This window comes from Phenylobacterium sp. (assembly GCF_016793285.1).
In the GTDB taxonomy this organism is placed as follows: Bacteria; Pseudomonadota; Alphaproteobacteria; order Caulobacterales; family Caulobacteraceae; genus Phenylobacterium.
The window spans coordinates 1-3,503 of record NZ_JAEUMO010000137.1 but is presented as its reverse complement, the minus strand read 5'-3'; the positions used below and the strand labels follow the sequence as shown (position 1 = coordinate 3,503).

The following is a 3,503-nucleotide window of genomic DNA, read 5'->3' as shown; positions in this document are numbered from 1 at the left end:
GGCCTCGACGCCTACGATCTCGACCTGCGCGCCTACTTCGGGCGGCCGAGGGACCTCCTGGCCGAGCTGGAGCGGACCCGCCTCGTCTGGGCGGTGGGCGGCAACGCCTTCCTGCTGCGCCGCGCCATGCGCCAGAGCGGGTTCGACGCGCTCGCGCCCGGCCTGATCTGGGCCGAGCGCCTGGTCTACGGCGGCTGGAGCGCCGGCGCCTGCGTGGCCGCGCCGAGCCTGCGCGGACTGGAGCTGATGGACGATCCCGCGGTCCAGGCCGACGGCTACGATCCGGAGCCCGTGTGGGAGGGGCTGGGCCTGATCGACGCCGCCATCGTCCCGCACTACCGCTCGGACCACGCCGAGGCCGAGGCGGCCGAACGCGCCGCAGCCTTCATGGCGGCGCGTGGAATCCCGCACCGCACGCTGCGCGACGGCGACGTCCTGATCCAGAACGGCGAAACCCTGGAGCTGCACGCCGGGCGCACTTGACGGGTCCTGCGTCGCCACGGTCTGTCAGCGGTCGCACGAAACGGGAGCACGCCATGCGGACGCGGAAGATCGGTCAGTTCGAGGTCTCGGCCATCGGCCTGGGCTGCATGAGCCTCAGCCACGCCTACGGCAGCCCGCCGCCGCGCGACCGGGCCGAACAGGTGCTGCTGGGCGCGCTCGACGCGGGCTACACCTTCTTCGACACCGCCGCCGTCTACGGCCTCGGCCACAACGAGACGCTGGTGGGCGAGGTGCTGGGCCCGCACCGCGCGAAGTTCACCCTGGCGTCGAAGTGCGGCATCACCGACGCCACCGGCACGCAGCGCGGTCTCGACGGCCGGCCGGAGACCATCAAGGCGCTCTGCGACGTCTCGCTGCGCCGGCTGAACACCGACGTCATCGACCTCTACTACCTGCACCGCTGGGACCAGCGCGTGCCGATCGAGGAGAGCGTCGGCGCCTTGGCCGATCTCGTAGCGGCCGGCAAGATCCGCTCGATCGGCCTCTCGGAGGTCTCCGCGCCGACCCTGCGTCGCGCCCACGCCACGCATCCGATCGCCGCCCTGCAGACCGAGTACTCGCCCTGGAGCCGCAACGCCGAGATCGCCGTGCTGGACGCATGTCGCGAACTGGGCGTGGCCTTCGTCGCCTTCTCGCCGGTCGGCCGCGGCTTCCTGGCGGGCGAGAGCCACGACCCGGCGAAGCTGGAAGACGGCGACTTCCGCAAGAACATGCCGCGCTGGCAGGCGGAGAACCTGGAGGCGAACCTCGCCCTCTACGCCCGCTTCAAGGCCATCGCGGACGACGCAGGCTGCACGACCGCGCAGCTCTGTCTCGCGTGGCTGCTGGCGAAGGACCCGATCATCGTGCCGATCCCGGGGACGACCAACCCCGGCCACATGCGCGAGGACGCCGCCGCGGCCGGGCTCACGCTGTCGCCCGAACTGATCGCCCGGGTCGACGCGACGGTGAACGGCGAGACGGTGTCCGGCTCGCGCTACCCGCCCGCGCTCCAGGCCTCGGTCGAGACCGAACGGATGGCGGGCGAGTAGTCAGATCCGCCGTTCCAGGCCCGCCCAGAACGGCTCGCGCAGCTTGCGCTTGAAGATCTTGCCGGAGTCCTCGCGCGGCAGGTCGGCGGCCAGGTCCACGCGCCTGGGCACCTTATAGCCCGCCGTGCGCTCGCGCAGGTAGGTCTTCACGGCCGCCTCGTCGATGCCCGAATCCGCCGCCGGCTGCACGACGGCGCAGACCGCCTCGCCGTACTCCTCGTCGGGGATGCCGAAGACCGCGCAGTCGACCACGCCGGGCATCTTCAGCAGCTCGGCCTCGATCTCGGCCGGATAGATGTTCACCCCGCCCGAGATGATCATGTCCTTGGCCCGGTCGCACAGGTAGAGGAAGCCGTCCTTGTCGAAGTAGCCGATGTCGCCCGGCGCGATCAGGCCGGCCTTCTCGCTGTCGGCCCGCTTCTGGTCGTCGCCGTGGTAGGTGAAGTCGTTGATGAAGCGGTTCTTCGAGACCACCTCGCCGACCTCGCCCTGGGGCACGTCGTTCCCGTCCTTGTCGATGATGCGGACGTCGGCCTCGGGGATGGGCTTGCCGACCGTGCCGGGGTGCGCCAGCCACTCTTCGGAATTGCAGGAGACCACAATCCCGACCTCGGTCGCGCCGTAGTATTCCTCGATCACCGGGCCCCACCACTCGATCATCTCGCGCTTGATCGGCGGCGGGCAGGGTGCGGCGGCGTGGACCACGAACTTCAGCGAGCTGAGGTCGTACTTCCGCTTCACGTCCTCGGGCAGCTTCAAGAGCCGGTGGAACATGATCGGCACCATGTGCAGGTGCGTGACCTTGTGCGCCTCGATGAGTTGCAGCAGTTCCTCGGGGTCGAACCGCGGCTGCAGGATCGCCGTGCCGCCGGCGCGCACGGCGAAGAGGCCGTAGGCGTTGGGCGCGGAGTGGTACATCGGTCCCGTGACGACGGTGACCACGTCGCTGGGCGCGCCGAAGCCCACGAAGCCGAAGCCGCGCATCAGCACGCGACCGTAGGCCTCCACCTGCTCCGGCGTCGGCGGGTGGCGGCGCACGCCCTTCGGCCGACCCGTCGTGCCGGACGTGTAGATCACCGTCCCGCCGCCGGTGGAGGGCTCGCCCGTGTAGGGCTCGAAGCCCGAGAGCCACTCCGACCAGTCCAGCATCCCGGGCGGCGTCGCGGCCGGCGTGATGCCGTAGCCTTCGGCGATCTCGGGCGGCGTCGGCACGACCAGCACCGGCACGCCCGGCGGCAGCGCCGAGCGGATCGGCTCGATCAGGTCGGCGTGGATGACGATGGCCTTCGCGCCCGAGTTCTCGAACAGGTAGGCCGCCTCGTCGGGCGTGTAGTGCCAGTTCACCGGCGTCGCGTAGACGCCCAGCAGGCCGGCCGCCGTGCTGGCCTCGATGAACGGGAAGTCGTTGCGCAGGTAGAGAGCGATCAGGTCGCCGGCGCCGATGCCCAGGCTCTTGAGGCCGGTGGCCGCCCGCGCGGCGCGGGCCTGCATGTCGGAGAGGTCCTGGCGGCGCCGGCCGCTGATGAGTTCGCCCATCGCCCGCCTCCTACTTCAGCGCCGCGGGGAACTTCGGCAGGGCGTCGAAGTCCTCGGCCACGTGCTCGCGCACCACGCGGGCCCGGGTCCTGGCCGCCAGCGCCTCGGTCAGCTCGTAGCTCCTCAGCGTCTGCGCCCGGTCGGTGTTGAACCGCGGCACCTTCCTGCCCGCGCGGCTCTCGGCGATGTGCCAGAGGTCGCCGGTCAGCAGCACCGTGCCGCTCTTCAGCTTGAGTTCGAGGATCGTGTGCCCGGGCGTGTGGCCGGGCGCCCGGTGGATTACGACCCGCCTGTCGCCGAAGACGTCGTAGCTCGGGCCCTCGACCACGATGGTCCTGGCGGTCTCGAGCGCCGAGTAGGCGGCGAACTGGGCTCCGGCGGCGCGCGACTGCGGCCGGAAGGCGTAGGCCTTCTCGTCGGGGTCGACGATCC

Annotated in this window: 4 protein-coding genes; 2 read left to right on the top strand and 2 right to left on the bottom strand. The window is 71.1% G+C overall.

Features of this window, described 5'->3' with window-relative positions:
* Positions 1–483, top strand: a 483-nt coding sequence (locus tag JNL41_RS13060) for a Type 1 glutamine amidotransferase-like domain-containing protein (protein ID WP_293475592.1), incomplete at its 5' end; no start/stop codon positions are given.
* A 53-nt stretch (positions 484–536) separates the two neighbouring features.
* Positions 537–1,535, top strand: coding sequence for an aldo/keto reductase (locus tag JNL41_RS13055; protein WP_293475590.1), 999 nt, complete (start codon positions 537–539; stop codon positions 1,533–1,535).
* Here JNL41_RS13055 and JNL41_RS13050 read toward each other — a convergent pair whose 3' ends face one another.
* Together JNL41_RS13050 and JNL41_RS13045 are read right to left on the bottom strand one after the other, a co-directional pair.
* The gene (locus JNL41_RS13050; protein ID WP_293475588.1) at positions 1,536–3,071 is read right to left on the bottom strand and encodes an acyl-CoA synthetase; all 1,536 of its coding nucleotides are present in this window, start codon (positions 3,069–3,071) and stop codon (positions 1,536–1,538) included. It abuts the gene before it with no gap.
* A gap of 10 nt (positions 3,072–3,081) precedes the next feature.
* A partial coding sequence (locus JNL41_RS13045) for an MBL fold metallo-hydrolase (RefSeq protein ID WP_293475586.1) occupies positions 3,082–3,503 on the bottom strand: 422 nt, incomplete at its 5' end.